The following is a 1,933-nucleotide window of genomic DNA, read 5'->3' on the forward strand; positions in this document are numbered from 1 at the left end:
AGCGCGAGCGTCCACAGCACTTTAATCAAGCGGTCATGCTCTATCGCGCCGAGGGCTTTGACGAGACGGCGATTCGTAAGGTTATGGATCACCTCGTGAAGCATCATGATGCGCTGCGTATGGTCTTCCGTCAGACTTCCGCTGGTTATACGGCTTGGACACGCGGTGTAGAGGAAGGCACACTGTATACGCTGGAAACAGTGGACTTCCGTGAACGGTCCGCTTATGCGGAAGCGCTGGAAGCGAAGGCAACGGAAATTCAAAGCAGCCTGGACCTGTCCGCAGGACCTTTGGTGAAGCTGGGATGGTTCCGTACAGCCGAAGGCGACCATCTGCTGATCGCCATTCACCATTTGGTGGTGGACGGGGTGTCGTGGCGGATTCTGTTCGAAGATTTCTCGACAGGCTACGAGCAGGCGAGCAAGGGTGAGCCTGTACGATTGCCGTATAAAACAGATTCCTTCCAAACTTGGGCACAGGAGTTATCTTCTTACGCCAACCGTCCTGAGGCTGCCTCGGATGAAGTTTATTGGAAGCAGCTGGAACAGGCCAAAGCGGAAGCTATGCCGCTGCCTAAGGATTTTGCCTACGAGGGCTCCTTAAACGCAGACAGCGAAGTGCTGACCGTAGCGTGGACCGAAGCTGAAACCCAGCAACTGTTAAAGCAGGCTCATCGTGCCTACAACACCGAGGTCAATGATTTGCTGCTGACCGCGCTGGGACTCGCGCTGCACAACTGGACAGGCGCAGGCCATGTGCTGGTGAATCTAGAGGGACACGGTCGGGAAACGATCCTGCCAGAGGTGGATATTACGCGTACCGTAGGCTGGTTTACGAGCTTGTATCCGGTGTTGTTGGAGACCAGCAAGGAAATGACACTGGCTCAGCGAATTAAAGAAACCAAGGAAGGCTTGCGCCGGATTCCGCATAAAGGGCTGACCTATGGCATTTGGCGCTACTTGTCCCCTACGTTCGGAACAGGTGAAGCGCGTGCGATTGCAGAACCGGAAATCAGCTTTAACTACTTGGGGCAGGTGGATCAGGATCTACAAAACAGTGGAATCACGTTGTCGTCCTACCATGCAGGGGAGACAGAGGATGCCCATTCCCGCTTGCCGTACACGTTGGATTTAAACGCGATGATCTCGGAAGGCACGCTGTGTTTGACAATTGCTTACAGCCGTAAGCAGTATCGTAAAGAAACGCTGGAGCGTGTGGCGGGACTGCTGCAATCCGCTTTGCAAGAGGTCATTGCGCATTGCACCGCTCAGGAACAACCGGAACTGACGCCAAGTGATGTATCCTTCAAAGGTCTGACGACTGGAGAGCTGGAACAGATTGCGGAACAGGCGGCACGTATCGGTGAGCTGGAAAATGTATACGCACTGACACCGATGCAAAAGGGGATGCTCTTTTACAATCTGATGGATTCGCAATCGGGAGCGTATTTTGAACAGGCCTCCTTTGATCTGCGCGGACATTTTAATATCGCTGCGTTTGCGGCCAGTTTGGATGTCTTGGTGCAGCGGCATACGGTATTGCGCACGAACTTCTACAGCGGCTGGAAGGATGAACCGCTTCAGGTCGTGTACCGGAATAAGCGCAGTGAACTGTATGTTGAGGATTTGCGGGATATGGGGGAAGAGCAGCAAAACGAATACATGCTCGAATTTACGCGTAAAGACAAGCAAAGAGGCTTTGATCTGGCAAAAGACGCCTTGATGCGTATCGTTGTGTTGCGCACAGGTGAGGAATCGTACCGTTTTGTATGGAGCTTCCATCATATCGTGATGGACGGTTGGTGCTTGTCACTGGTGACAAACGAAGTGTTTGCGAGTTATTTTGCGATTCTGGCTCATAAACAACCGGAACTGGCCCCTGTCACGCCGTACAGTCAATATATCGAATGGCTGGAGCAGCAGGATCGTCAGGC

Annotated in this window: 1 protein-coding gene; it reads left to right on the forward strand. The window is 52.9% G+C overall.

The window, feature by feature from the left end:
- Positions 1-1,933 (forward strand): condensation domain-containing protein (locus HFD99_RS24675; protein ID WP_238797285.1); only part of this gene is annotated, 1,933 nt, incomplete at both ends.

The sequence above is a fragment of the Paenibacillus sp. EKM301P genome (assembly GCF_011800295.1).
GTDB lineage: Bacteria > Bacillota > Bacilli > Paenibacillales > Paenibacillaceae > Paenibacillus > Paenibacillus polymyxa.